At 66.8% G+C, this 24056-nt stretch carries 26 protein-coding genes and 2 pseudogenes; 14 read left to right on the top strand and 14 right to left on the bottom strand.

Annotated elements, in window-relative coordinates; all coding sequences use genetic code 11:
• Positions 1–53: 53 nt before the first annotated feature.
• The 3 genes from U4012_RS03455 to U4012_RS03445 all read right to left on the bottom strand — a co-directional run bounded on the left by U4012_RS03455 (position 54) and on the right by U4012_RS03445 (position 1638).
• A complete protein-coding gene (locus U4012_RS03455; protein WP_044845408.1) occupies positions 54–527 on the bottom strand; it encodes an RES family NAD+ phosphorylase in 474 nt (157 codons plus the stop codon).
• On the bottom strand, positions 524–1027 hold the full coding sequence (locus tag U4012_RS03450) for an antitoxin Xre/MbcA/ParS toxin-binding domain-containing protein (protein WP_044845409.1): 504 nt from the start codon (positions 1025–1027) through the stop codon (positions 524–526). Before U4012_RS03450 ends, U4012_RS03455 begins: the two co-directional genes overlap by 4 nt.
• 110 nt (positions 1028–1137) lie before the next feature.
• Positions 1138–1638 (bottom strand): Lrp/AsnC family transcriptional regulator, encoded by a 501-nt coding sequence (locus U4012_RS03445; protein WP_124520873.1) that lies wholly within the window; start codon positions 1636–1638, stop codon positions 1138–1140.
• Positions 1639–1829: 191 nt separating this feature from the next.
• Between U4012_RS03445 and U4012_RS03440 the strand changes: the two genes are divergently transcribed.
• Positions 1830–2846: a 1-aminocyclopropane-1-carboxylate deaminase gene (locus tag U4012_RS03440; protein ID WP_044845411.1), complete on the top strand. Its 1017-nt coding sequence runs from the start codon at positions 1830–1832 to the stop codon at positions 2844–2846.
• Positions 2847–2894: 48 nt separating this feature from the next.
• On the opposite strand, the gene U4012_RS03435 is transcribed toward U4012_RS03440, so the two are convergent.
• The 5 genes and pseudogenes from U4012_RS03435 to U4012_RS03415 form a co-directional block, all read right to left on the bottom strand.
• Positions 2895–5948, bottom strand: a complete 3054-nt coding sequence (locus U4012_RS03435; RefSeq protein WP_321796207.1) for an ATP-binding protein — start codon at positions 5946–5948, stop codon at positions 2895–2897.
• Positions 5949–6009: 61 nt separating this feature from the next.
• The gene (locus tag U4012_RS03430) at positions 6010–6693 is read right to left on the bottom strand and encodes a response regulator (protein ID WP_044845413.1); all 684 of its coding nucleotides are present in this window, start codon (positions 6691–6693) and stop codon (positions 6010–6012) included.
• A 224-nt stretch (positions 6694–6917) separates the two neighbouring features.
• A complete protein-coding gene (locus tag U4012_RS03425; RefSeq protein WP_321796204.1) occupies positions 6918–7115 on the bottom strand; it encodes a hypothetical protein in 198 nt (65 codons plus the stop codon).
• Between the two features lie 268 nt (positions 7116–7383).
• Positions 7384–10407: an ATP-binding protein gene (locus U4012_RS03420; protein ID WP_321796202.1), complete on the bottom strand. Its 3024-nt coding sequence runs from the start codon at positions 10405–10407 to the stop codon at positions 7384–7386.
• A gap of 285 nt (positions 10408–10692) precedes the next feature.
• Positions 10693–10917, bottom strand: a pseudogene (locus U4012_RS03415) (sel1 repeat family protein); the annotation flags it as partial.
• Between U4012_RS03415 and U4012_RS03410 the strand changes: the two are divergent.
• The 4 genes from U4012_RS03410 to atsR are packed head-to-tail and all read left to right on the top strand — an operon-like array spanning position 10823 to position 14543.
• Positions 10823–11245: a hypothetical protein gene (locus U4012_RS03410; RefSeq protein WP_193759802.1), complete on the top strand. Its 423-nt coding sequence runs from the start codon at positions 10823–10825 to the stop codon at positions 11243–11245. The pseudogene U4012_RS03415 and the gene U4012_RS03410 sit on opposite strands and share 95 nt — an antisense overlap.
• 40 nt (positions 11246–11285) lie before the next feature.
• Positions 11286–12164: a response regulator gene (locus tag U4012_RS03405; RefSeq protein ID WP_321796200.1), complete on the top strand. Its 879-nt coding sequence runs from the start codon at positions 11286–11288 to the stop codon at positions 12162–12164.
• A 48-nt stretch (positions 12165–12212) separates the two neighbouring features.
• Positions 12213–12713, top strand: a complete 501-nt coding sequence (locus tag U4012_RS03400) for a molybdopterin-dependent oxidoreductase (RefSeq protein WP_257774377.1) — start codon at positions 12213–12215, stop codon at positions 12711–12713.
• Between the two features lie 9 nt (positions 12714–12722).
• The gene (gene atsR / locus U4012_RS03395; RefSeq protein ID WP_321796196.1) at positions 12723–14543 is read left to right on the top strand and encodes a hybrid sensor histidine kinase/response regulator AtsR; all 1821 of its coding nucleotides are present in this window, start codon (positions 12723–12725) and stop codon (positions 14541–14543) included.
• A gap of 68 nt (positions 14544–14611) precedes the next feature.
• Here the strand turns inward: atsR and U4012_RS03390 are convergent, their stop codons facing one another.
• Positions 14612–15031 (bottom strand): secondary thiamine-phosphate synthase enzyme YjbQ, encoded by a 420-nt coding sequence (locus tag U4012_RS03390; protein ID WP_057926333.1) that lies wholly within the window; start codon positions 15029–15031, stop codon positions 14612–14614.
• Positions 15032–15041: 10 nt separating this feature from the next.
• Positions 15042–15368: a thioredoxin family protein gene (locus U4012_RS03385; RefSeq protein WP_257774374.1), complete on the bottom strand. Its 327-nt coding sequence runs from the start codon at positions 15366–15368 to the stop codon at positions 15042–15044.
• Positions 15369–15597: 229 nt separating this feature from the next.
• Between U4012_RS03385 and U4012_RS03380 the strand changes: the two genes are divergently transcribed.
• The 6 genes from U4012_RS03380 to U4012_RS03355 all read left to right on the top strand — a co-directional run bounded on the left by U4012_RS03380 (position 15598) and on the right by U4012_RS03355 (position 19162).
• Complete coding sequence (locus tag U4012_RS03380; protein WP_321796193.1) at positions 15598–16302, top strand: flavin reductase family protein; 705 nt, start codon at positions 15598–15600, stop codon at positions 16300–16302.
• Between the two features lie 273 nt (positions 16303–16575).
• Positions 16576–16908 (top strand): DUF2322 family protein, encoded by a 333-nt coding sequence (locus tag U4012_RS03375; RefSeq protein ID WP_321796191.1) that lies wholly within the window; start codon positions 16576–16578, stop codon positions 16906–16908.
• Positions 16909–17024: 116 nt separating this feature from the next.
• Entirely contained in the window at positions 17025–17165 is a 141-nt protein-coding gene (locus U4012_RS03370) for a hypothetical protein (protein ID WP_193759801.1), read from the top strand.
• A gap of 102 nt (positions 17166–17267) precedes the next feature.
• On the top strand, positions 17268–18119 hold the full coding sequence (locus U4012_RS03365; RefSeq protein WP_321796188.1) for a hypothetical protein: 852 nt from the start codon (positions 17268–17270) through the stop codon (positions 18117–18119).
• 400 nt (positions 18120–18519) lie between these two features.
• Complete coding sequence (locus U4012_RS03360) at positions 18520–18888, top strand: type II toxin-antitoxin system RelE/ParE family toxin (protein WP_415750353.1); 369 nt, start codon at positions 18520–18522, stop codon at positions 18886–18888.
• Entirely contained in the window at positions 18875–19162 is a 288-nt protein-coding gene (locus U4012_RS03355; protein ID WP_044845424.1) for a helix-turn-helix domain-containing protein, read from the top strand. The genes U4012_RS03360 and U4012_RS03355 overlap by 14 nt, the downstream gene beginning before the upstream one ends.
• 75 nt (positions 19163–19237) lie before the next feature.
• Here the strand turns inward: U4012_RS03355 and U4012_RS03350 are convergent.
• From U4012_RS03350 to U4012_RS03340, 3 genes and pseudogenes are all read right to left on the bottom strand, one after another.
• A pseudogene (locus U4012_RS03350) lies at positions 19238–19474 on the bottom strand (hypothetical protein); the annotation flags it as partial.
• A gap of 193 nt (positions 19475–19667) precedes the next feature.
• The gene (locus U4012_RS03345; RefSeq protein ID WP_321796185.1) at positions 19668–20237 is read right to left on the bottom strand and encodes a hypothetical protein; all 570 of its coding nucleotides are present in this window, start codon (positions 20235–20237) and stop codon (positions 19668–19670) included.
• A 219-nt stretch (positions 20238–20456) separates the two neighbouring features.
• Positions 20457–20915: an Lrp/AsnC family transcriptional regulator gene (locus U4012_RS03340; protein ID WP_006486309.1), complete on the bottom strand. Its 459-nt coding sequence runs from the start codon at positions 20913–20915 to the stop codon at positions 20457–20459.
• A 126-nt stretch (positions 20916–21041) separates the two neighbouring features.
• Here U4012_RS03340 and U4012_RS03335 point away from each other — a divergent pair, with 126 nt between their 5' ends.
• The 3 genes from U4012_RS03335 (at position 21042) to surE (ending at position 23201) form a co-directional block, all read left to right on the top strand.
• On the top strand, positions 21042–21779 hold the full coding sequence (locus tag U4012_RS03335) for an AzlC family ABC transporter permease (RefSeq protein WP_321796183.1): 738 nt from the start codon (positions 21042–21044) through the stop codon (positions 21777–21779).
• Positions 21772–22071, top strand: a complete 300-nt coding sequence (locus tag U4012_RS03330; RefSeq protein ID WP_039322838.1) for an AzlD family protein — start codon at positions 21772–21774, stop codon at positions 22069–22071. Before U4012_RS03335 ends, U4012_RS03330 begins: the two co-directional genes overlap by 8 nt.
• Positions 22072–22421: 350 nt before the next feature.
• Entirely contained in the window at positions 22422–23201 is a 780-nt protein-coding gene (gene surE / locus U4012_RS03325; protein ID WP_321796181.1) for a 5'/3'-nucleotidase SurE, read from the top strand.
• A 19-nt stretch (positions 23202–23220) separates the two neighbouring features.
• On the opposite strand, the gene U4012_RS03320 is transcribed toward surE, so the two are convergent.
• Complete coding sequence (locus U4012_RS03320; protein ID WP_321796179.1) at positions 23221–24042, bottom strand: SDR family oxidoreductase; 822 nt, start codon at positions 24040–24042, stop codon at positions 23221–23223.
• Positions 24043–24056 lie beyond the last annotated feature (14 nt).

Here is a 24056-nt window from a genome sequence, read left to right as displayed (position 1 = left end):
ACGCGATCGAGCGGCAGCCGACGACAATTCGTCGACCGAAACAATACGGCCGGCTAGCCGAACAGGCGAGGATCCAGCGCGAACGCTTCCTTGCCGATCACTTTCACACTTGAAGCAAAATCCGCATGCAGCGGGTTCAGCAGCAAGTTGAAGTCGGTCGGGCAGACGACGGACGGTACGCGCATCGCCAACTGCTCGCCCGCTTCGAGCCAGGCCTGCCCGATTCGGGCGGTCGACTCCGGGTCCTGCGACAGCACTGCCCAGTCGTCCGGCAGGTCCGGCTGGTACGCGTGGTCATGCACGGTGTCGGGCACTTCCAGCGTCACCAAATAAAATCCGCCTGCCGGAAGCAACCCGGACATATGGACGAGCGCCTCGAGCAACGACGTCGACGCATGGCAGCAGGTATACAGCACCCGCATGCCGCGAGGATTCCAGCGGCCGCCTGCGATCGCCGCGCCGTTCCCGCTCAGGTCGTCGGCCAGGTAGTGCCCCTTTCGTTCTTTCGCGAGACGATACAACCTCACGCGCCGACCCCGAACTGGGCGCGGTTCAGAATGTCGCGCACCCGGTCGTAGCCGGGCTGTACGTCGAGCACTTCGAGCGGCTTCAAACCGTCGAGCTCCGCGTTCGCCCGGTTCATCCACGCCGCTGCGCGTTCGCCGTCCTCAAACAGTTCGGTGGCGAGACCCCGTACATAGAGCACGCGCGCAACGCGATCGGATTCGCCTTGCGACAACCGGTCGTGTTTGGCAATTTTCCGCAGAATGGTCGAACTGGGCAGGCTCAGCGCGCTCAAGAGGGTCTGAACCGGCACGCCGAGCAACTCGCGCGCGACGCGCTCGATGATGACCGCGTCGAAACCCTCCGCAATCGCGCGCCGCTGCGACATCGGCGCCATCCGGGCAAAGGTATCGAAATCGCCCTTGGCGGCGCCCAGGCCGTTCGAGCTACTCGCCTGAGGCGCGGCGCGGGGCGCGGCAGCCCGCTTGGCCGGCTGACGGGCCGCCGGTGTGGTTGCTGCCATGGAAACTCCCAAATGGGTTAATTTGAATTCTCATTGTATACACTCAATCGGGAATTTTCAATCGACCAAACGGCATATCCGTAACCAGGAGCAATCGACGGCGCTCCGCACTAAACCGGCAGCGCATGCGTCGACAGAATCTCCTTGAGCACCATGAACGAGCGCACCTGCCGCACGCCGGGCAGGTACAGCAGCTGTTCGGCGTGCAAGCGATTGAAGCTCTCGTTGTCGCGCGTGCGGACCAGCATGAAGTAGTCGAATTCGCCGGTCACCACGTGGCACTCGACGCACCCTGACACCTTCTGCGCGGCCTTCTCGAATTCGGCGAACGCCTCCGGCGTCGAACGATCGAGCACGAAGCCGATCACGACCAGCATCCCGGCACCGAGCGGCTTCGGATCGAGCAGCGCGACGATGCCGCGGATCAACCCCATCTCCTTCAGCCGCTCGACGCGCCTCAGGCATGCCGGCGCGCTCAGCTTCACCTTCGCAGCGAGGCTCACGTTCGAGATCGACGCGTCCTGCTGCAGCTGCCGCAGGATCGCGCGGTCGATGCGATCGAGCGTCGGCGCGGCATCGGCGGGGGCGGCGCTGCTGCGATCTAATTTCATTGCGTCTCCGATGAATTCTGCGAACCAAAATTATCTGCTTATGCTTTTCTACATCGATAACGTAGGCGTTCGCCACTTATTTCGCAAGCTCATTTCCCGGCGTCCTGCCTATCATCTTTGTATCGGGACACGGCGCAGCGGCCGCACGCGACCGATCCGATTTCCTGCCCACCGTCTTTCGGAGACTGTCGATGAACCTGCAACGTTTCCCCCGTTATCCGCTCACGTTCGGCCCGACGCCGATCCAGCCGCTCAAGCGCCTGAGCGCGCATCTCGGCGGCAAGGTCGAGCTGTACGCGAAGCGCGAGGACTGCAACAGCGGCCTCGCGTTCGGCGGCAACAAGACGCGCAAGCTCGAATACCTCGTGCCCGACGCGCTCGCGCAAGGCGCCGACACGCTCGTGTCCATCGGCGGCGTGCAGTCGAACCAGACGCGCCAGGTCGCGGCCGTCGCCGCGCATCTCGGGATGAAATGCGTGCTCGTGCAGGAACATTGGGTGAACTACGAGGATCCCGTGTACGACCGCGTCGGCAACATCCAGCTGTCCCGGATGATGGGCGCCGACGTGCGGCTCGTCGCCGACGGCTTCGACATCGGCATTCGCCGCAGCTGGGAAGAAGCGATGGAGAGCGTGCGGCAGGCGGGCGGCAAGCCGTATCCGATTCCGGCCGGCTGTTCCGAGCATCCGCTCGGCGGGCTCGGCTTCGTCGGCTTCGCGGAAGAAGTGCGCGAGCAGGAAGCGCAGCTCGGATTCAAGTTCGATTACGTCGTGGTCTGCTCGGTCACGGGCAGCACGCAGGCGGGGATGGTCGTCGGCTTCGCGGCCGACGGGCGCGCGGATCGCGTGATCGGCATCGATGCGTCGGCGAAGCCGGAGCAGACGCGCGAACAGATCACGCGCATCGCACGGCATACGGCCGAACTGGTCGGCCTGGGGCGCGACATCGGCGAACGGGACGTCGTGCTCGACACGCGTTACGGCGGGCCCGAATACGGTTTGCCGAGCGACGGCACGCTCGAGGCGATTCGTCTGTGCGCGCGACTGGAAGGCATGCTGACCGATCCCGTCTACGAAGGAAAATCGATGCACGGGATGATCGACAAGGTGCGCCTCGGCGAATTCGAGCCGGGGTCGAAGGTGCTGTATGCGCATCTCGGCGGCGTGCCGGCGTTGAGTGCGTATGCGGAGATCTTTCGCAACGGATGACGAACCGGCGCGCGCGGCGGGCGCGCGCCGCCGCGGTGCGCCGCAACCCTAAGCGCTCCGCTCCCCGCTATCGGGCAACAGACGTTCGAGCGCGGCGTCGATCTCTTGCCGGAACCCGGACCAGCAGCGCTCGACCGCACCGATATCGCCTTCGTTCGCCGCGCGCTCCATCCGGGCACATGCGTCGCTGGCTGCGACGTCGCCTACCAGTGCGAAACCGCCGCGCATCGAATGCAGTTCGACCTTGACCCGCTCGAGATCGCCGGTCGCGAGCGCATCGCCGATCGCCGCCAGCGACTTCAGGGTTGCGTCGTTCAGGGTGTTGCGTATCTCGATCGACACGCGGGTCGGACCGTCTCCCTCGTCGGCAACCGTGACGGCCGCAAGATGGCGCGCCGCCTGCCGGCGCAGCACTGCATCAAGCGCCTGAATCGACAGCGGCTTGAGCACGACCTCCGCCACGCCGGCCGCGACGCACCGACGGTAATCGTCGTCGGTCGCATGCGCGGTCATCGCGATTACCGGCACCGTCGAACCCTGCTCGTGAAGCAGCCTCGCCAGCGCAAAGCCGTCGAGTTCGGGCATGCCCAGATCGGTCAGCACGATGTCGAACGGATGGGCGAAGTACGCACGCATCGCTTCGGCACCGTTCGTCACGATCGTCGCGTCGTGACCGAGCACGTCGAACTGATCCTGCAACAGCGCGCGACTCGCCGGATGATCCTCGGCGACCAGCACGCGCAGCGGCTCGCCGTCTTCGTGCGGCGGCGGCGCGGCGCCATCGTCGCCATCGTCGCCATCGTCGCGACCGTCGCCACCGTCGTCTCCGTGACCCGCGACCGGCGCCGGCAGCGCCGCGCACCAGCCGGCCGGTGCCGCAGGCAACGGCAGCGCGGCGACGAAGGTCGTGCCTTCGCCGAGCCGGCTGGCGACGCTCAGCTCACCGCCCATCAGCTTCGCGATGCGCTGGCACAGCGGCAATCCGAGCCCCGTGCCGCCGAAGCGCCGATAGATCGACGCGTCGGCCTGGATATACACGTCGAACAGCGTCGCCATGCTGCCCTCGGGAATGCCGACGCCCGTATCGCTCACGGCAATCTCGACCGCGCGCCCGCCCGCGCCGGCCGGCGCGATGCGCGCCTCGATCGTCACGTCGCCGTGCGTCGTGAACTTGATCGCGTTGCTGACGAGATTCGCCACGAGCTGCTGCAGCCGCACCGGATCGCCGACGTAGCCGTCGGCGAGCTCGGGCGCCAGCCGGCACGCGAGCGTCAGGCGCTTCGCTTCGGCAAGCGGCCTGAAAATCGCGGCGACGTCGCGCAGCACGCCGCGCAGATCGAACGGAATATGCTCGAGCGCCATCTGGTTCGACTCGGCCTTCGACAGGTCGAGCACGTCGTTGATCACGCGCAGCAGCGCATCGGACGACGACATGATCGTCGCCAGCCGGCGCCGCTGCGGCGTCGGCATCGCCCCGCGCTCCATCAGCTCCAGATTGCCGATGATCGCGTTGAGCGGCGTGCGGATCTCGTGGCTCATCGTCGCGAGAAACGTCGATTTCGCGCGGTTCGCCTGCTCGGCGGCTTCGCGTGCTTCGCTCAGCGACGCCTCCGCCTGCTTGCGGGCCGTGATGTCGAGCAGCGTGCACAGCAGCACGTCGATCCCGCGATACTTGGTGCGCACGATGTGCGCGTCCAGGTACACGGTATCGCGCCCGCGGCGCTCGACGGGCAGCTCGTGCGTGACGAGCGCGCGGGTGCCGCCGCCGCGTGCGCCGTCGCGGTACGCGCGCCACAGGCGCTTGCCGAGCGGCTCGCCCGCCCCCTCCCGGTCGTACGCGAGCATCGCGTCGTTGCGCACGATCGCTTCGCCGTCGGCCAGCGACAGCAGCACGAGCCCCGCCGGCGCCGTGCGGATCAGCGTCCGGTTGAGCGCCTCGCTCTCGATCAGGCGGATCGCGCGCCGGTTCGCGACGCGCAGCGCGCGCCGGTCGAACGTGACGATCGCGAACCACAGCACGGTAATCGCCAGCAACGCGCCGCCGACCGTCAGGCTCGCGGATGCGGCGACTGCCGCCAGCACGCTGCGCCACGAGAACGTCGTCACCAGCACCAGATCGGTGTCGGGCAGCGCGTCGCCGATCACGAAGCGACCGCCGATGCGGCGCGCGGCCGCGCGCTCGCCGTGCGAATGCTTTGCCTCTTCGAGCGCGTACGCGATCATCCTGCGATCGGACGACTGGCCGCCGAGGACGTCGCCGTCCCCATCGACGAGCGCGTAGCTGCGGTCGATCTCGTGCGACGCGAGCAAATCCTCCGTCTGTGAACGGGCATTGAACATGAACCAGCCGACCGGCCGGCCGGCCGCGTCGCGAAACGGCTGCGCGACGCGCAGCACCGTACGCCCGAGCAGCGGATCGAAGCGTGCGTCCACGAGCGTGCCGCTGTCGCCCGTGCGCGCCTGCGGCAGCGCGCTGTCCTCGCGCGGCATCAACTCATGCCGCAACGTCGCGAGATCGAAGCCGGGCGGCAGCGCGAGCGCGCGCTGGGCGAGTTCGCGGCCCACCACGCCGAGAAACTCGCCATTCAGCCCGATCACGTAGCCGCTCAAGCCCGAATGCACGGTTTGCGCGGTCGGCAGGATCGTCACTTCGGCCTGCCGCAATATGATCGCCAGATACGCGGCATAACTCTCGGCCGGATGGGCCGGCGTCACGTTCGCGAGCGCGACGAACGTCGGCTGCCCGCCGCGCCCGCGGTACACCAGCTTGCCGCCGTCGGCCGCGAAGCGCGCGAGCACGTCGGGCGACGCGTAATCGCCGCGCCGCCACAGCAGCTCCATGTTGTCGACGTAGCGGTTCAGCAGGACCTTCGTCACCTGCAGCTCGGCCTGGAGTTCGGCCTTGCGCCCGAGGAAAGCCGAACGCGACCGCGCCAGATAATCATGGACGTCGAGCCGCATCACGAGCAGTGCGCACAACAGGATGAACGCGGTAATCGCGGCGCCGCCGCCGTACAGCAGCGCCTGTTGCTGACGCCGGACGCGGCCGGGGTCGAAGGGTTTGCCGCCCATCGCGGCGTGCCGTTTGAGTTTGTCTGGCATGCGTTCGGGTGATGAGGATGGCGGGCGTGCCGCGCATGGCCGGCGCGACCGGCCGGCCACGCTATTCGGGTGCGCCCGGTGTGCCCGGCGCGGGCGACGCCGACGCGTCGGGGAGCTTCCCCTCGTCGGCATAGCGAATCAGGTCGGCATCGCGGACGATGCCGAGCTTCTTCATCGCACTCGACTTCTGCGAGCTGATGGTCTGCTTGCTGCGATGGAGCTGCGCGGCGATCTCGCCGACCGTGTAGCCGGCGCAGAACAACCGCACGACCTCGATCTCGCGCGTCGTCAGCGCACGGGCGATCGGCGTCGTATCGATGTCCTGCAGCAGCTGCTTGACGTGCGGCGACATGTAGTTCGCGCCGACATAGGCCGCATGCACGGCGCCGATCAGGTGCGAGATCGCGTCGGACTTGCTGAGGATGCAGCTCACGCCCTGCCGGTGAATCGCATACAGCACGCTCGGATTGTCGATCATCGTGATCGTCACGATATGCAGCGCGGGAAAGCGGCGCTGCAGGAACGACAGCAGCCCGAGGCCGTCGCCGTACTTGCCGCCCGGCATCACGTAATCCAGCACCAGCACGTCGCTCTGCTGCGCGTCGAGCGCGGCGACCAGATCCGTCGAATTCGATACGGTGCCGACGAGCCGGATCGTGCTGTTGCCCTGAAGCGCCTGCGACATGCCGAGCGCGGACGCCGGATGATCGTCGGCCACCATCACGCGCACAAAGAATTCGTCCATGTTCTTGTATCCCGAGGCTTGCAGTCATGCATCCGGTTTCCCGCCGCGACGGCGAGCATGCTCGCACCATCGCGTCGACGACTGGCCGTGATCGGCTCGCCGGATAAAAAGTGACTCGATTTTAAGATAATTCCCGAAGCGCTTCCGTCCGGGTCGAACGCACGTCGGTCCGTTGCGCGCGACGCGGCGGCAAGGTCACGGCGCGCAGCCCGCAGGAGGACGCGCTACGGCCGGCGCGAATCGCCCGGCAGATCGGGCGAGTCGCCATCCGTCCTGCTCTTCCATTCGTTGATCGCGCGTCGTTTCTGCGCCGGCGACATCAGTAGAAACTCGTTCATCAGCGTCAGGAATTCCCGGCGGCCCTTCTCGGAAAGCGCGGCGAACTCGAGCAGCAGTGCGAATATCTTCCATGCGTGACGCACGGCGTTCCCCTCCCAGGTTGATGTGAAATGTGCCGTGCGGCGTCCGCCGGCATCCTGCCTGTTTCATTTCGGGCCGCGACAAAGCGCTTCGCGCGTTTGCCGCATTTGCCGCGTTTGCCGCGTTTGCCGCGTTTGCCGCGTTTGCCGCGTTTGCTGCGTTTGGTGCATTTGCTGCATGTGCTGCATGTGCTGCATTCGCTGCATTCGCTGCATTCGCTGCATTCGCTGCATTCGCCGCATTCACGGCGGTCGATCGCTCGACAACCGCTTACTCGTCACGCAGCGCCGTCGCGCGCTCGGCAGGCCGCCTAAGCCACGGCATGCCGCCGTCGTGCTGCGCGAGCGCGGCGCGCAGATGTGCGAGCGTCACGGGCTTCGTCAGGACGCGCCGCACGCCGGCCGCCGCGCAGCGGCGCATGCCGTCCGGCGTCAGGTGCGAGGTCACAACCAGCACGTCGCAACCGGCCGCGCTGCGCGCAGCCTCGGCGAGCACGTGGGCGCACATGTCGGGCAGGTCGGCACCGATCAGCAGCACGTCCCAGCCGCCGCCGGCCAGCGATTCGAGCGCGGCACGCCCCGACTCGACCTCGGCCGCCGCGCAGCCGAGCGCCTGCAGCTGCTCGCGGAAAATCGAGCCGTTGACGGCGACGTCGTCGGCGACCAGCACGCGCAATGCACGGCCGCCGCCGCGCGGCATCGCGTGGTCGTTCGGCGGCGAAGCGTCGCCCGACGAAGCATCACCCGGCGAAGCGTCGCCCGACGACTCGTCATCGGCCAGCGCCGCACGCAGACCGCCGAGCGAATAGCTCGACACGCGCACCGTGCCGCCCGTCCGGTACGGTTCGAGCGGGCCGTCGCGTGTCGCAAGAATCAGCGGCGCGCAGTCGCGCAAGCGATCCAGTTCCGCATGCGACCAGGCATCGGGATCGCCGAACAGCACGACCGGCCCGGCGACGCCGGCCGGCAGGCTCGACGGACTGTCGTACACGTCGATGTCGAATCCCCATGCACGCAGATGCGGCAACGCGAACGCACGCCACTCGAGATCGGCGGCGACGAACGTCAGCGCACGCGCGCGAGCCGGCCTGCCGGACGCGGCGACCTCCACGCCGATCGGCAGAAGAACCGTGAAGCAACTGCCGACGCCCGGCTCGCTCGCCACCTCGATGCGGCCGCCCATCGCCGCGACGAGCCGTTGGCACAGCGCGAGCCCGAGCCCCGTGCCGCCATAGCGCCGCGTGATCGACGAATCGACCTGCGAGAACGCGCTGAACAGCTTGTGCCGATGCTCGGCCGCGATGCCGATTCCCGTGTCCTCGATCGCGACCGACAACGCCGGCGCGCCTTTGCCTTCCTCGACGACCGCCACGCGCACGGTCACGCGGCCCGCGCTCGTGAACTTGATCGCATTGTTCAGCAGGTTGCCGAGTACCTGCGCGAACCGCGTCGGATCGCCGCGCATCGGTTGCGTGTCGGCTGCGTCGACTTCGCAGAACAGTTGCAGCCCCTTCGCCTTCGCGATCGGCGCGAACGCGCTCAACTCGCGCGCGACCGCCGCGATCGCATCGAATTCGATCGACTCGACCTGCATCGCGCCGGCCTCGATCTTCGAAAAATCGAGAATGTCGTTGACGAGCGCGAGCAGGCTCGTCGCCGACGTGCGCAGCGTGCCGACCCGGCCATGCTGTACCGCGTCGAGCGCCGAGCGCTCGAGCAGTTCGAGGTTGCCGAGGATCACGTTCAGCGGCGTGCGGATTTCATGACTCGTCGCCGCGAGAAACGACGATTTCGCGGCGTTCGCCGAGTCGGCCGCGCGCACGGCCTCCTCGAGCTTCTGCATCAGTTGATGCTTCGCGGTCGTGTCCGCGACCGCGGCAATCAGCACGTCCGTCCCCTGATAGCGCGCGCCGCATGCGATGAATTCGAGGTGCAGATGCGCGTCCTCGCCGCCGCCCAGCACGAGATCGTCGTGCAGCACGCCGTCGCCGCCGCTCGCGACGTGCGCCTGCCACGCAGCGGCCACCTGGTTCGACAGCGCGTGAAAGTCGCCGCCGAACCGCGCGACCATCTCCCTCAGCGCGGGGCTCGCGAGCAGGAAATGTCCGTCGTCGCGCGCGATCAGCCCGAGCCCGATCGGCGCCATCTCGATCACGCTGCGGCACAGCGCCTCGCTGTCGAACACGCGCTGCGAACGCGCATAGAGCGGCGCGAACTCGCGGCGGTGAAAACGCAGCAGCAATCCCCACATGACGGCGAGCGTCAGCAGCGTTGCCGCCAGCAGCGTGCCGGCAGAATGCGCGACGCCGGCCGCGACGTCGGCCCACGACAGCGCATACGCGAACGTCCAGCCGGTCGATTCGAGCCGGCCGTGAAACAGCAGGAAGCCGTCGCGGAACACGGGCGCCCCCGACGACGCGCGACTGCGCCACGGCGCCAGTTCCAGCAGGCGCGCGGTGCTGCCCGCATCGCCCGCGACAGGATCCATCGCGACGAGCCGGCCGTCGGCGGTCGTGATGTAGAACGCGCCGCCGGGGCGGTAATCGGCCAGCCACGACAGCAGGTAATCGGGGGAATACTCGGTCACGAGCACGGCGAACGTCCTGCCGTTGTCGCGCGCTTCGGCCGCGATCCGGATGCGCGGCTGCCCGGACACGGGATCGGTGAACGGCGGCAGCCAGCGCACGTGTGGCCGGGCATCGACGATCGGCGGATACGCGCGCTCGAAATCGATGTGCAGCGCATCGAGCACGCGGGCGCGCGCGTCGGGCGATGCCAGCGCGGGATCGTCGGGATTCCGGTTCGGCACCAGCCCGAACATGCCCGTGCGCGTGCTGTAGTGGTAACCCTCCAGCGTGCGCCCGCGATTGATCGAACTCGCCGCGCAGATGCGCGACAGCAGCACCGACAGCGACAGGTAGCGCGCCACCTCGGCGCGATCGCCGGTTCGCCCGGGCACGCCGAGCACGAGCGACGGATGCGGCCGGATCGCGACGCGCTGGCCGTCGCGAAAGAACGCGTCGACGTCCGACGCAGGCGCGCTATCGGCTTCGCGCCAGATCAGCTGCGCGTTCGCGACGCCGTTGCGGAACGACGTCTCGCTCACCTGGATCTCGTTGAGCGTCTGCTCCAGCCCGTTCAGGTAATTGCGCCGTTCGCCCTCGACATGGCCCGAGATGATCGCCACCATCCCGAGACCGCATGCAATCAGGACCAGGATCGTAACGACGATGCCGCCACCGAACACCGAAATGCTCAGATAGCGGCGCAGGGATTGGAGCGGACTCTGCGGCATGACGAGCGACGAGAACCGCGACGCCGAACGATGCCGATCCGGATCGCACGATGTTGCGGGAACTCACCAGTGGAAAGGTGAAATGAGTTCCGACAATGCCAAACGCGTGCGGGAGCGTCCACCCCGGCCGAACCGTTTCGTACTTGTCAATTAAGATTGAAGCGTCATTTAGAACTTGACCTAGATTCGAAGCCGCGTAAGGCCGCGGCGGGGTGCGTCCCGGCCGCGTGCCGACACACCCGACGCGCGGCGGCCTGGCACACGCCGTCGCCGCGGAAATCACTCGAGGTCATAGGCAGGCTTCGGCTGAGTCTTCGCGGCCTGCTTCAGCGACACGATGAGCGGATCCTCGCGGTCATCCGGATCGCCTTTCTTTTGATAGGAAACCTAAACTTCAGGGCGATCGAAACACTCTATGTCATCGCAGATCCGCACGGTATTGCCGGTGACGGACGGATCCCGCGCACACGCGGTCAACAGCAACTCCGGTGCGAGTAACCGGCGAACCATTTCGCGCTTTTTTCCCCACGTCTTATTCGCGCCGTATTGCTTCGCACGATCCCGCCCCCGCGAGCGCGTACCCGGCTTGCGCGCGGCGAGGCGAATACAATTCACCCACGCCGACACGCAGTCCAAGGCTCTCTCAGGCTCTCTTTGGCTCTCTTCGAATCGTTCAGTCACGCGCTGGCTGCCGCTTTTCGCCGGGCCGAATGTGTCGACACCGGCCTCCAAACATGACGCGACAAACAATAGTGACGTGGTGAGCAATAATAATGGAGAAAAATGGCATGTCAAGGTGATTCGCATTTTCAAAGTTTGCGTATTGCGTCACTTTTGAATATGCTCTTCGTCGCTCAACCTCAGGAGACCCCATCGAGATGCCCAATAGCGAGCAGGCCAACGTCGATCTCATCACCGCCACCAAGGTGCACGATCTGCTGACGCGCAACGGCATTCCGCCGCGCAGCCACAACACCACGATCGCGAACGTGCTGGGCCTCAGTTTCTCGGTCGTCACGCGCAAGATGAAAGGCCTGATCCCGTGGAACCTGTCGCAGTTGCAGGACATCGCGACGCACTTCGGCGTGCCGCCCGCGATCCTGCTCGACGACAAGGGCACGCAGCCGGCCGCCGCCGAGATGATCGACGCGACGCTCGTGATCGAGTCGCGCCGCTTTCGCTGCCGCGCGGCGATCTCGGCGAAGGCCAGCAGCCAGATCGAAACGGATTTCGTCGCGCTGCAGTGGCAGGGCGAATGGATCGTCACCGAACGCCAGCACGCACGCGAAGGCCGCCTCTATCCGGTCGACGTGATCGAACTGCGCTCGAGCCAGCCGACCGTCTACGCGGCGCGGATCGCGGTGGTCGACGATTCGCAGGACGTCGCAGAAACCGTGTGCGAATATTTCATCGAAAAAGGCGTGAACGCGATCCCTTACTATGACGGCGCATCGTTCCGCAAGGCGCTGGAAGTCGAGGATTTCGACGGCTACATCCTCGACTGGATGCTGGGCGACCAGACGGCCGCCGAGCTCGTGCGCGGCATCCGCTCGAGCGAGAACGGCGACGCGCCGATCTTCCTGCTGACCGGCAAGATCTCCACCGGCGAGGCGAGCGAGGACGAAATCGCGCACATCGTGTCGCATTACAACGCACGCTGCGAGGAAAAGCCGGTGCGCCTGCCGATCCTGTTCGCCGAAGTCGCGCGCGAACTGAAGATCACGCTGCCGTCCGCCACGGCCGCCGCCGCGAATTGAGCCCACGGCGAAAACCCACCACCACACGCACACGACCGAAGGAAAGACATGCGCGTTTCGACCATCTGGATCAAAAGCCTGGTCACGGCCGGCCTGCTCGGCATCGCTGCCGCGAGCTGGGCCGCGTCGTTCACGTTCACCGTCGACGGCAAGATCGGCCGCAGCAACCAGCCCGGCAAGACCATGTTCGTCTTTACCGAGCAGGCGCTGATGGCGCTGCCGCAGTACACGATCGTCACGTCGACGAGCTGGACGCCGAAGGCGACCTTCACCGGACCGCGCCTGTCCGACGTGCTGAAGACCGTCGACGCGCACGGCACGCAGATCGAGTTCCGCTGCATCGACGAATACACGTTCACGATCCCCGTGTCGGATGCCGACAAGTACGGCGTGATCCTCGCGCGCACGATGAACGGCAAGGTGCTCGGCAACGACAACTACGGCCCGCTGTGGATCATGTATCCGCGCGACCAGTATCCCGACGAGCTCAAGACGCCGCTCGGCGAAGCCAAGTTCGCGTGGCAGATCATCGGCCTGACCGTGAAGTAAGCGCGCGACATGAAGCGCGGGCGGTGGAAGAACAGAAAAATCATCCTGGTCCTGGGATCGCTGTGGATCCTGGGATTCGCCGCATGGGCGTTCCTGCTGTGGGACCTGCTCGCGACGTCGGTCAACGAGGGCGTGCTCGAAGGACCGCGTGAAGGCGTGTTCTGGACCGCCGCGCAATACCGCAACGTCTACACGCGCTTCGACCGCCAGCTGATCCTCTACGCGACGCACGTGGACGACGACTTCGACCACGTGCAGATGCAGCTCGACAGCCTGTCGGTGTCGTTCGGGTTCCTGCAGCGGCCGTCCGAGGTGTCCGAATACTGGCTGCGCATCCCGCGTGCCCGCGCCCAGATCGCGGCGCTCGGCGAATTCATGACGCGCCTGAGGCAGGAAGTGCCGTTGCTGCGCAGCGCGCCGGGCGGCGCACAGCGCGTGATCGACGAGGTCAGTACGTACTGGCCGAAGGTCAACGGCCTCGCGAACGACTTCCGTGCGATCGAGATGGCGCAGCGCGACTTCACGTTCCATCAGCTGAGGGAAAAGCAGCAGGCGATCGTGTCGCTCGGCATCATCCTCGGCGTGATCCTGTGCGCGCTGTTCCTGCTGCTGTTCTATACGATGCGCACGCGCGACGATCTGCTCGAACGACAGAACGCGGCGCTCGATGCGGAGCGCAAGGCATCCGATCGCGCGTTCGAGATGATCGAGGCGAAGAACGCGTTCCTCGGAATGGTCAGCCATGAACTGCGCACGCCGCTGCAGGCGATCTGCGGATCGATCGAGATCCTGCTCGCGCGGCCGCAATCCGACGCGAACCTGAAAACGATCCGGCGACTGCAGAATTCCGCATCGTCGCTCGAGGCGCTGGTCAAGGACCTGACCGATTACATCAAGCTGCGCTCGACCAAGCGCCTCGCCGAAACCGAAACCGTCGGCATCGCATCGCTGCTCGCCGAAGTGCTCGATCCGCTGCGCGCGAAGATCGCGGCCAAACGGATCGCGGTCGCGCAGCAGGTCGAGCCTGGCGATCTCGCGATTCGCTCCGATCGCAAGCTGTTGCGTCAGGTGCTGTCGAACCTGATCGAGAATTCGGTCAAGTACACGGCCGGCGGATCGATCGACGTGTCGATCACGCTCGCCGACGCGCCGGCCGGCCAGCAATTGAAAATCGCCGTGCGCGACACGGGCGCCGGCATCGCGAAACAACACCTGTCGAAGATCTTCGAGCCGTTCTATCGCGCGAACGACGCGGTCGGGCTGCACGTGGACGGAATCGGCATGGGGCTCGCCGTCGTGCGCGAGATCGTGACGACGCTGCGCGGGCATGTGGACGTGCGCAGCACGGTGGGCGAAGGCAGCGAGTTCGTCGTGACGCTGCCGGCCGAAGTGCCGGGCATCGACACGGCCGGCCACGCGGCCGGGGATGCCTCCGCACTGCCGCCCGCGACCGAGCACCGGGACCGGCGCGCGCTGGTGGTCGACGACAACGACAACGCACGCGAAACGCTCGGCGCGATGCTGTCGGCGCTCGGCATCGAGGCCGATCTGTGCGGCACCGGACAGGAAGGCGTCGCACGCTTCGGCACCGGCCGCTACGACATCGTCGTGCTCGATCTCGAGCTGCCGGACCTGAGCGGCTTCGAAGTCGCGCGGCGCATTCGGGCGATGGCGCAACCCGACGACGACGGCCGCCATCCGGCGATCCTCGGCGTCAGCGCGTATGAGTCGGCGGCGCTGCGCGAAAACAAGCAGGTATTCGACGAATTCCTGCCGAAGCCTGTCCACCTTCGCGAACTCGGCGCGCTCGTCGAGAAACTGCTCGCGTAAGCCGGCGATAGCGTGTGCGCCTGCGCACGGCATCGCATCGCGCGCTGCGCCGCGTCACCCGTCGATACTCATTCGCCGATCAGATGCAGCACGATGTCGCGCCGGTGCGCGGCACGGCGATGCTCGAACAGGTAGATGCCCTGCCACGTGCCGAGCACCATCCGCCCGTGCTCGACCGGAATCGACAGCTGCACCTGTGTCAGCGCCGTGCGCAGATGCGCGGGCATGTCGTCGGGCCCTTCGGTGTCGTGCTCGTAGCGCGTGTCGTCCTCGGGTGCGAGCGTCGCGAAATAGCGTTCGAGATCGCGCTGCACCGACGGATCCGCGTTCTCCTGGATCAGCAGCGACGCGGACGTATGGCGGCAGAACACGGTCAGCAGCCCGGTGCGGATCGCCTGCTGGTCGACGAATGCGCGCACCTGCGGCGTGAACTCGACGAGGCCGCTCCCGCGCGTGTCGACGCCGATGTGCGTGATGGCCTGTTGCATGATGTCGACCTCAGGCGAATGCGGCGAAGCCGTCGGCTTCGATCTGCTTAGCGTCGGCGGGGCGCACGACGCGCGCGACCTCGACACCGTCGCGCAGGAACACCAGCGTCGGCCACAGCTTCACGCCGAACGAGCGGCCGAGCGGGCGGCCCGGGCCATCCTCGATCTTCAGGTGACGCACGGCGGGATGCGCGGAAAACGACGCGACGATCGCGGGCTGCGCACTCGCGCAGATCCCGCACCAGTTCGCACCGAATTCGATGACGGTTGCGCCGCCCAGTGCGTCGACTTCCGCGCGCGTCGGCGCATTGGCGGTGTAGCGTTGCTCGGTATCCATCAGGCCCTCGTGAGCGTTGGCGGAACATGGCCGCGCGCGCCTGCGTGATGCGGCGGGCTCGGCCTGCGATTTCCTACTGTAGCGGAAAAGCGCGCGCGATGTCGGCGGGCTCCGGCCGACGCGTACACCACCTGCGCGCGCCGGCCGGAATGACATGACAAGATCCGGAGTGCCGCGCCGCAGCGACAGGATCAGCATGAGGACCGATCCATCAACGAAGGCGCCGACCATGAATGCTCCGCATCGCGTCACCGAACCGAACATCCTCTATTTCGGCACGCCCGTCGTGCTGGTCAGCACGCTGAACGAAAACGGCACGGCCAATCTCGCACCGATCTCGTCCGCGTTCTGGCTCGGCTGGCGCGGCGTGATCGGCATCGCCGCCAGTTCGCAGACCACGCGCAACCTGCTGCGCGCGGGCGAATGCGTGCTGAACCTGCCGTCGTCGGCGCAGGCGCACGCGGTCGACCGAATCGCGCGCACGACGGGCACGTATCCGGTGCCCGACGGGAAGCGGGCAAAAGGTTACGTGTTCGAACCCGACAAGTTCGGCACGGCCGGGCTCACCGAGGCGGCGTCGCAGACCGTCGCGCCGCCGCGCGCGCTCGAATGCCCGGTGCACATGGAGGCCGTCGTCGCGGCCTCGCACGGGATCGGCGACGACACGCCCGACCTGCGCGGAAAGATCACCGTATTCGAGCTGCGCATCCAGCGTGTGCACGTGCATCCGGATCTGCTGGCTGACGGCCATCCGGACCACATCGATCCCGACAAATGGTCGCCGCTGATCATGAGCTTCCAGAAGTTCTACGGCCTGGCGCCGCATCAGGTGCATACGTCGCGGCTCGCCGAGATTCCCGAGCGCGCGTATCGCAGCCCGGACATCGAGCGCTCGCGTGAGGCCGGCATGTCGATGGACGTTGCCCGGCGATAACGCGCGGCGGCCTGCGTGACGCGAACCGCGTCGAGATCGCTCGTCACTGCGTGCCGCACTTCCCTGAATCCGCTTCATTGCCGCCGCGCGTCGGTGCGGCGGATAACCTGGAGAACACCGATGACCGCCTCTCCAGGCCATGCTCCGTCCCGCACGGCCGCACCCACCGCGCGCGCCCTGCATCGTCTCGCGCACGGGCCGCGCGAAACCCAACGCCCGATCGGCTAAGATACGGGCCGCCTCGCCCCTTATCGAACCGACGGAGTGTTTTCAGTGATTCAACCGACCCCAGTATTCAAGGACAACCTCGCTCAACTGCCGGCCATCGACGGCGTCGCGCGCATCGATCTCGTCGGCGCGAACGGCGACGTGGTCGCCAGCATCGAGAACCAGCCGGGCAAGCAGGGCTCGCTCGCGGTGTACAACTACCTGAAGCAGGCGTTCGGTGCGCTTGACGCGAAGGCCGCCGAGCACGGCCTCGCCGTGTTCGCGGAGCACACCGCCGACGCGCGCAACCGCCCGGGCGCGCACCCGAACGTCGATCGTCTGCTCGCGATCGTCGACGGCGGCGAAGCGCTGCGGATGGACGTGGTCGCGAAGGCCTGAGCGCCGGGCGACGGGCGGGTACGCTGCGGGCCGATGCGCCGCAGCGGCTCGCGCCCGTCGCGCGCTTCACCGTGCGTCCGTCACTGCCACACGTCACGGTTCCGACGAGGTCACGCATGGCCACATTCCGGTTTCCATGCGCGCAATGCGACGAATGGCACGCAGGCGAGCCGAGCGTATTCCACAACGGGATGTCCGCCGAACGCGCGCAGGCGCTGTTCGAGAAGGTGCTGCATCAGGACGGAGCGGCGCACTGACGCCGCCGCCTCGTGCACCGCTTGCCGTCGTGACACCTGCGCGGAAAACCGCGACCATCGCGACTCCCCGTTCTTTCCCCGGAGACCATCCACGTGCATCGCATGACTGTCCCGCTGTTTGCCCGCCGCATCGCATCGATCGCGGTACTCGCGTGCGTCGCACCCGGCGGTGCAGCGTCGGCCGAGACGCTGCGTGCGGCCTCCGATATCGCCGGCGCGTCCCTGGTTCCGCTCGGCGCGCTGCCGCGCTCGCCGGAACACGGCACGCTCGACGCGTTCTGCGCGCAATATCGCGCGAAGACCGCCACCGCGGCTGGCCGCGACGTCGCGAGGCTCGGCTGGATCGTGACCTCGGAAGCGCCGCTCGGCCGCTACACCGTCGTCACGTTCGCGAGCGGGTTCAAGCCGGGGACGAGCGCGATCTGTTTTGCGCGCAACGCGAACATCGGCGTCTTCGACGGCACGACGCTCGTCGCGCTCGGCTATACGGCACGCTCGGCCGGCTGGCAGCTCGGCTCGGTCGAGCAGCTGGAAAGCGGCGCGCTGCTGGTCTGGGGCGGCGACGGCCCGTCGGCGCCCGTCGCCGAGCTGCGCGAAGAAAATGGCGGCTTGCGGCTGACCACGGTCGCGGCAGAACGCACGTACTGTCGCGGCCGTGCGGTCGTGCCCAACGTGTACGGCAAGCCGCTCGACGTGGCGCGCAAGATTCTGATCTCGCGTGGATGGCAGCCGCTGCGTCCGCACGAGAAGCCGGACCCGATGGACGGCGCGGCGACGCTCGCGAAGCACGGGATCATCGAAGCCGAAGCGTGCTCGGGCACCGGCATGGGCTATTGCGCGCTGCGGTATCGGAGTGTGTCCGGCGTGCTCGGCGTGACGACGGCCGGCGGCGAGCCGGACACGCCGTCGGCAAATACCGTGATCGATTATCAGGTGGCTTGCCGGAAGCAGTGATCGGCGCGGTGGCGTGCGCGTGATTCGCGCGTGATCGCATGGCATGCGTTCGTCGTCGCACCGAAAAGCAGCGAATCCATTGGCGATCGACTGTACCGGCGCATCGGATCATCGGCCGTCCGGTCAATTGACCCGCTCCACGCTCGCTCCCAAACTGACCTCCCTTTCACGCGCGTTCACGCGTGTCCGGCATAAAGGGACTTCCATGATCGACCTCTCCACGCCGCAGCTTCCAACGTGCGCCACCCGCGCCGATACCGAATCGCACGCGTTGCCCGATTCAGGCCATCCGAATCTCGTCGAACGCCCCCCTTCCTGACCGAAATCCCCACGCGACGTAACGACGCTTCGAACGCACCGAACGCCCGCCCGCGTACACAGTCGCGGGCGAACTCCGCACTTGCACAAACATAACATATTTGTTATCATGCCGGCTAACGCGTACGAAATTCAATTCTTCAATGCGCGCGTAGAGACGGGGGTCGTCACGTTACCGACGACGCTGCTTGCCCGTTTTTTTGCGCTCGCTGATCGCATGGAGCAGTACGGCCCGAATCTTGGCGAGCCGCATACCCAGTCAATGGGAAACGGGCTGTACGAAATGCGACTGAAGGGCGCCGAAGGTATCGCCAGAGTGTTCTATTGCGCGATCGTCGATCGGCGTATCGTCATGCTTCATTGTTTCGTGAAGAAGACGCAAAAGACGCCCCGGAAAGAACTGGAGATCGCGCGCTACCGACTCAAGGAGGTTCAAGATGGCAACGTATAAGGAACTGCGCGCGCGTGCATTGTCCGACCCCGAGGTGCGCGCCGAATACGAACGGCTGAACCGCGAAGAACTCGCACTGCTCGACGTGATGCTGGCTGCTCGGCGAGACGCCGGCCTGTCGCAAGCCGATGTAGCCCAGCGCATGGGCACCAAAGCACCGGCAGTGACGCGACTCGAGCGCGCACTCGCAACGGGCCAGCATTCACCGTCCATCGATACGCTGCGCAAGTACGCGGCAGCTTGTGGCAAGAAACTCGTGATCTCGTTCGCTTGATTCCTCGTTCCGACCACCGGCCGGTCGAGCGGCCGGCGCGTCGCCACGGTTGTTCAAACCCCGGACGATGCCGCATCAGCAATCAGATGCGCCACCGGTTTCCGCCTCTTCCGAGCCACGCAGTTCCCGCGCCCCGGGATCGCGTCCACGCGTATCCACCACCACACGCAACTCACGGCTCTCGAACACGCTCGCCGGCGTCACCGTGCGGCGCTGCCACGGAATCCGGCCGAAATACCAGATCTTCCAGAACCCGAGCGGATGATCGGGATTGCGGCGCAGCAGCGTATCGAAGGTCTCGACGTCGCCGAGCGTACGCACCCGGCCGACGAGCCATGAGCGGCCGGGAACCCGTGTCGACGTGCATGCGAACCTCACGCGAATGGACATGGCGCGAGCATGTCAGCCGAGGCCGCGTCGCGCATCCGCGCCGTGCGTGAGGGAATCAATCCGCGCCACCGGGTAGCGAATTCCGGTACCGGCGTGCAGCACGCGTGCGCAATCGTCAGCGATTCGCGCCCAGCGCCACGCGCAGCCGCTCCATCAGCCGCGTGTAGAACTGCACCACGTCGGCCTTGTCCGTCACGTTCGAGGTCGAGAACCGCTCGGACCACGCCGCCTTCCATTCATACGTGCCGTGCACGCTGCGGTCGCCGTCCGGCGACAGGATCAGCGAACGGATCCGCGCATCGCGACCCGGCCCCGTATGCATCTCGAACAACGCATGGATGAACGTGTGATACGCGTCGTACACGTCGTCGTCGAACAGGTAGCGGTAGATGTGAAACGTGCGGTCGAGTTCGCGCTTCGCGCGGATCACGTCGTCCGGCGAGATGTCCTTCCAGTAGCCGATCCACGTGTAGAAGCACAGCAGCGCATTGAGTTGCGGCGCGACCGTGTCGTACAGCGTGAGCCGCTTCTCGATCAGCCGCTGGTTGGTCCACTGCACGAGCTCGAGCCGCTTCAGCCGGCGCGCGACGAGCCAGCCCAGGCACGCGACCGACAACGGCGTCAGCACACCGAGCACGAGCTTGACGATTTCCAGCGAATTCCACGGATCGTTGAATGGCTGCATGAATGGCTCGACAAGAAAAACGCATCGATCGGCCGGTCACGTCGCGCGCGGCGCGCGTGTTCGTCGATCGCGTCGCGGTTGACCGTTAGTTGCTTGCGCATCGAAGTCGCACTGCGATGCAGCCAGTGCGCGGCGAAGCGGCTTGTCCCGACAGTGTATCGGCCGATCGTCACCGGCTGGTGACGATTCGCGGAATCGCCGTCGCGCGCTCGCGGCACGTTACGTCGGCAGTGCCGACGTGAGCTTGACCTTCTGCATCGGAATGTCGGTCTTCACGCTGAGCACGCCGGGAATGCGCGTGAGGTATTCCATCTGGAAACGCCGATAGTCGTCGATATCGGCCGCGACGACGCGCAGCAGGAAATCGCAGTCGCCGGCCATCAGGTGGCATTCGACGACTTCCGGCATCTGCTGGACGGCCTCGGCGAAGCGGTTCACCGATTCCGCATCCTGCCCCTTCAGCCACACGCGCGTGAAGATCGTCAGCCCCTTGCCGACCTTCGCCGGGTTCAGCACGGCCACGTATTTTTCGATCACGCCCGCTTCCTCGAGCAGGCGCACGCGCCGCAGGCACGGCGACGGCGACAGCCCGACCTCGTGCGCGAGTTCCACGTTCTGCATGCGGCCGTCGCGCTGCAGCGCGCTCAGGATCCGGCGGTCGATCGCGTCAAGCTTCATTGGCATCGAATTCCAAAAAAATCGCAAATCACTCGTTGGATGCCAAATTCTCATAAAAATTGGTCCGCAACGCAACCCGATTCGAGTCAAAAAAGCAGACAATCCTCCTCCCCCGAAGGAGGAGTAATGAGCAGTAGCGTTTCAACGTCGACCGGGCTTCGCGACAAGCCCGCCTATGTCGCCGAGATGGGTCGCGGCTTGCGCGCGGCGCTGCCCGTCATGCTGGGTTTCGTGCCGTTCGCGCTGGTGCTCGGCGCGCAGGCCGCGCAAAAAGGGCTGAGCCTGTTCGAGGTGCCGATGATGACGGGCCTGAACTTCGGCGGCGGCTCGGAATTCGCGGCGATCCATCTATGGACGTCGCCGCCGCACATCGCGCTGATCGTCGCGATGTCGTTCCTCGTGAATTCGCGCCACATCCTGATGGGGGCGGCGTTCGCGCCGTACATCCGGCGCCTGCCGCGCCGCCGCGCGTTCGCCGCGCTGTTCTTCATGTGCGACGAAAGCTGGGCGATGTCGCTTGCCGACGCACGCTCGCGCTCGGCCACGCACATCAGCGTCCCCTATTACGCGGGCGTGTGTTCCGGGCTCTACCTGACGTGGATCTCGATGACGACGCTCGGCGCGGCACTCGGCCCGACGATCGGCGACGTCGAGCAATACGGCTTCGACATGGCGTTCACCGCCGTGTTTCTGGTGCTGCTGCGCGGCATGTGGAAAGGCATGCGCGCGAGCCGTCCGTGGTTCGTCAGCCTCGTCGTCGCGGCCGCCACGCACCTCGCGGTGCCCGGCGCGTGGTACGTCGCGGCCGGCGCATGCGCGGGTCTGATCGCCGCGCTGCTGTGGGAGCCGCGCGATGATGCCTGATTTCGCGACGGTGGCGACCATCGTGCTGATGGCGTCGACGACCTACCTGTCGCGCGTGCTCGGCTACGTGCTGCTGCGCAACCGCACGCTGAGCCCGCGGATGGCGTCGGTGATGGAGAACGTGCCCGGCTGCGTGCTGATCTCGGTGATCGCACCGGCGTTCGTGTCGACGCGCCCGGCCGACCTGCTCGCGCTCGCCGTCACGCTGATCGCCGCGACGCGCCTGTCGATCCTGCCGACCGTGATCGTCGGCGTCGCGTCGGCCGGCCTGCTGCGGCATCTGCTCGGGTAATCGGATCTCGCGGGTCCCACCCGCCGCCCGGGCGGCACATCGAACCGGAAAAACGGGCGCGCCATGCGCCTGTTTTCGTATCCGCGTATCCACGCGCGGCGGGCGCCGGGCGCCGGGCGCGGCGCGGCGCGGCGCGGCGCGGCGCGGCGCGGCGCGGTGCGGTACGGTGCGGTGCGGTGCGCTGAGGTGCGCTGAGGTGCGCTGAGGTGGCCGAGGTGAGGTGCGCTAAGGTGAGGTGCAATGAGATGCGGCATGACACGACACAACATGCGCCGCGACGGGATGCTAGCCTTGCGGGTGTACCTGTGGTGCCTTTCCCCTCTCATTGCCTACCTGCGAGGATCGTCCCGATGCAAGAAACCCGCCCGCTGTTCGACCGCGTCCTGCTCACCAACGACGACGGATTCGACGCCCCCGGCCTTGAAGTGCTCGAACAGGTCGCCACGCAACTGGCGCGCGAAGTCTGGATCGTCGCGCCGGCCGAGGACCAGAGCGGCACGTCGCATTCGCTGAGCCTGCACGAACCGCTGCGCATGCATCGCAAGGGCGAGCGCCGTTTTGCGGTGCGCGGCACGCCGGGCGATTGCGTCGCGATCGCGGTCAGCCACCTGATGAAGGACGCGCGGCCCGACTTCGTGCTGTCCGGCGTCAATCGCGGCGCGAACCTCGGCACCGAAACGGTGTTCTCCGGCACGGTCGGCGCCGCGATGACGAGCATGCTGGTCGGCGTGCCGGCGATCGCGCTGAGCCAGGCGTTCGTCGACCGCAACGCAGTGCCGTGGCATACGGCGCTCACGCACGCGCCGGACGTGATTCGCCGGCTCGTCGCGGCCGGCTGGGACAGCGACGCGTGCCTCAACGTGAATTTCCCGGCGCGGCCGGCCGACGACGTGCGCGGCCTGAAGGTGACAAACCAGGGCGCCGGCACGCTGCAAGGCGTCGACATCGTGTCGGGGCGCGATCCGCGCGACATCGAATACCACTGGCTGAAACTGGCGCGCGCACCGCGCGACGACGATGCGGGTTCCGAAACGGTCGCGCTCGGCGAAGGCTATATCGCGGTCACGCCGCTGAAGTTCGAACGCACGCACGACCAGGCGCTCGCGCGGCTGCGGTCGAACCTCGACTGACCTCGAGAACGGTTACCGGTCACGTCAGGTTCATTCCCCCGTCGAGCATCACGATCTCGCCCGTCACATAATCGGACGCAACGAGCATCGCAACCGTCTGCGCGACGTCGTCCGGCGTCGCCGCACGGCGCATCGGCGCGCGCTCGCGCCAGAGTTGCTGCGCGTCGGTCCAGTCCGCGGTCAGCGGCGTGTCGACGAGCCCCGGCGCCACCGCATTGACGCGAATCGCCGGCGCGAGCGTACGCGCCAGCAAGCGCGTCGTGTGATTGAGCGCGGCCTTCGCCGCCGCATAGGGAATCGACGCCCCCTTCGGCCGCACGCCGGCGTGCGAGCTGACGTTGACGACGCACCCGGCACGCCCGCCCGACGCCGCTTCGAGCAGCGCGGGCTGCGCTTCGGCGACGAGCCGGAACGGCGCGATCACGTTGATCTCGTGCATCTCGCGCCACACGTCGGGCGTCGCGGCGGCGAGATCGTCGTGCGGAATCACGCGGCTGACGCCCGCATTGTTGACCAGCACGTCGAGGCGGCCGTGCACCGCCAGCGCGTCGCGAATCAACCGCACGCGTTGCGCGTCGTCGGCGAGATCGGCCTGCACGTAGGTCGCGCCGAGTTCGCGCGCCATCGCGCGACCGGTGTCGGCGGAACTGCGCGAATGCAGGATCACCGCGTAGCCGTCCGCCGCCAGGCGTCGCGCGATGGCCGCGCCGATTCCCGACGTCGATCCGGTGACGAGCGCGACAGGCCGATGCACGCGCGACGCGCGCGGCTCGGCGACGGTTTCGGTTTCAGGTTCCGTTTCGGAAATCGGGGCATTCATCGGCGGATGCGGCGCGTCCATGGCGTGGAATCCTG

Origin of the sequence: Burkholderia sp. BCC1988 (genome assembly GCF_905339895.1) — a bacterium.
In the GTDB taxonomy this organism is placed as follows: domain Bacteria; phylum Pseudomonadota; class Gammaproteobacteria; order Burkholderiales; family Burkholderiaceae; genus Burkholderia.
Note: the sequence above shows the minus strand (reverse complement) of the source record. Positions and strands in the feature narration are given on the sequence as shown.

What these genes read in the sequence shown, in the direction of transcription:
- U4012_RS03450 (WP_044845409.1), bottom strand. Translation starts at nt 1,027, where the DNA reads ATGGCAGCAACCACACCGGCGGCCCGTCAGCCGGCCAAGCGGGCTGCC.
- U4012_RS03445 (WP_124520873.1), bottom strand. Translation starts at nt 1,638, where the DNA reads ATGAAATTAGATCGCAGCAGCGCCGCCCCCGCCGATGCCGCGCCGACG.
- U4012_RS03440 (WP_044845411.1), top strand. Translation starts at nt 1,830, where the DNA reads ATGAACCTGCAACGTTTCCCCCGTTATCCGCTCACGTTCGGCCCGACG.
- U4012_RS03435 (WP_321796207.1), bottom strand. Translation starts at nt 5,948, where the DNA reads ATGCCAGACAAACTCAAACGGCACGCCGCGATGGGCGGCAAACCCTTC.
- U4012_RS03430 (WP_044845413.1), bottom strand. Translation starts at nt 6,693, where the DNA reads ATGGACGAATTCTTTGTGCGCGTGATGGTGGCCGACGATCATCCGGCG.
- U4012_RS03420 (WP_321796202.1), bottom strand. Translation starts at nt 10,407, where the DNA reads ATGCCGCAGAGTCCGCTCCAATCCCTGCGCCGCTATCTGAGCATTTCG.
- U4012_RS03410 (WP_193759802.1), top strand. Translation starts at nt 10,823, where the DNA reads ATGTCATCGCAGATCCGCACGGTATTGCCGGTGACGGACGGATCCCGC.
- U4012_RS03405 (WP_321796200.1), top strand. Translation starts at nt 11,286, where the DNA reads ATGCCCAATAGCGAGCAGGCCAACGTCGATCTCATCACCGCCACCAAG.
- U4012_RS03400 (WP_257774377.1), top strand. Translation starts at nt 12,213, where the DNA reads ATGCGCGTTTCGACCATCTGGATCAAAAGCCTGGTCACGGCCGGCCTG.
- atsR (WP_321796196.1), top strand. Translation starts at nt 12,723, where the DNA reads ATGAAGCGCGGGCGGTGGAAGAACAGAAAAATCATCCTGGTCCTGGGA.
- U4012_RS03390 (WP_057926333.1), bottom strand. Translation starts at nt 15,031, where the DNA reads ATGCAACAGGCCATCACGCACATCGGCGTCGACACGCGCGGGAGCGGC.
- U4012_RS03385 (WP_257774374.1), bottom strand. Translation starts at nt 15,368, where the DNA reads ATGGATACCGAGCAACGCTACACCGCCAATGCGCCGACGCGCGCGGAA.
- U4012_RS03380 (WP_321796193.1), top strand. Translation starts at nt 15,598, where the DNA reads ATGAATGCTCCGCATCGCGTCACCGAACCGAACATCCTCTATTTCGGC.
- U4012_RS03370 (WP_193759801.1), top strand. Translation starts at nt 17,025, where the DNA reads ATGGCCACATTCCGGTTTCCATGCGCGCAATGCGACGAATGGCACGCA.
- U4012_RS03365 (WP_321796188.1), top strand. Translation starts at nt 17,268, where the DNA reads ATGACTGTCCCGCTGTTTGCCCGCCGCATCGCATCGATCGCGGTACTC.
- U4012_RS03355 (WP_044845424.1), top strand. Translation starts at nt 18,875, where the DNA reads ATGGCAACGTATAAGGAACTGCGCGCGCGTGCATTGTCCGACCCCGAG.
- U4012_RS03345 (WP_321796185.1), bottom strand. Translation starts at nt 20,237, where the DNA reads ATGCAGCCATTCAACGATCCGTGGAATTCGCTGGAAATCGTCAAGCTC.
- U4012_RS03340 (WP_006486309.1), bottom strand. Translation starts at nt 20,915, where the DNA reads ATGAAGCTTGACGCGATCGACCGCCGGATCCTGAGCGCGCTGCAGCGC.
- U4012_RS03335 (WP_321796183.1), top strand. Translation starts at nt 21,042, where the DNA reads ATGAGCAGTAGCGTTTCAACGTCGACCGGGCTTCGCGACAAGCCCGCC.
- U4012_RS03330 (WP_039322838.1), top strand. Translation starts at nt 21,772, where the DNA reads ATGCCTGATTTCGCGACGGTGGCGACCATCGTGCTGATGGCGTCGACG.
- surE (WP_321796181.1), top strand. Translation starts at nt 22,422, where the DNA reads ATGCAAGAAACCCGCCCGCTGTTCGACCGCGTCCTGCTCACCAACGAC.
- U4012_RS03320 (WP_321796179.1), bottom strand. Translation starts at nt 24,042, where the DNA reads ATGGACGCGCCGCATCCGCCGATGAATGCCCCGATTTCCGAAACGGAA.